The sequence below is a fragment of the Cellulomonas sp. GbtcB1 genome, from assembly GCF_019091725.1.
In the GTDB taxonomy this organism is placed as follows: domain Bacteria; phylum Actinomycetota; class Actinomycetes; order Actinomycetales; family Cellulomonadaceae; genus Cellulomonas.
In genome coordinates this window covers 1-235 of record NZ_JAGXJG010000580.1, presented here as the reverse complement: position 1 = coordinate 235, position 235 = coordinate 1, and the positions used below count along the sequence as shown (strand labels likewise).

The 235-nt window shown below is 74.9% G+C and carries 1 pseudogene; it reads right to left on the bottom strand.

The window, feature by feature from the left end:
- A pseudogene (locus KVT14_RS21450) lies at window positions 1–235 on the bottom strand (proton-conducting transporter membrane subunit); the annotation flags it as partial.

The following is a 235-nucleotide window of genomic DNA, read 5'->3' as shown; positions in this document are numbered from 1 at the left end:
GACGCCGAGCGCCGCGACCACCGCCGCGGCGCGGTTGGTGCCGAACGAGCCGACCAGGACCAGGAACTCGGAAACGAAGGTCGACAGGCCGGGCAGGGACAGCGCGGACAGGCCGGTCACCAGGAACACGCCGGCGAGCACCGGGGTGGCCTTCTGCAGGCCGCCGAAGTCCTAGGTCCGGGCGGAGCCGCGGCGTGCCGCGAGGAACCCGACCAGCAGGGACAGCGCCCCGCGC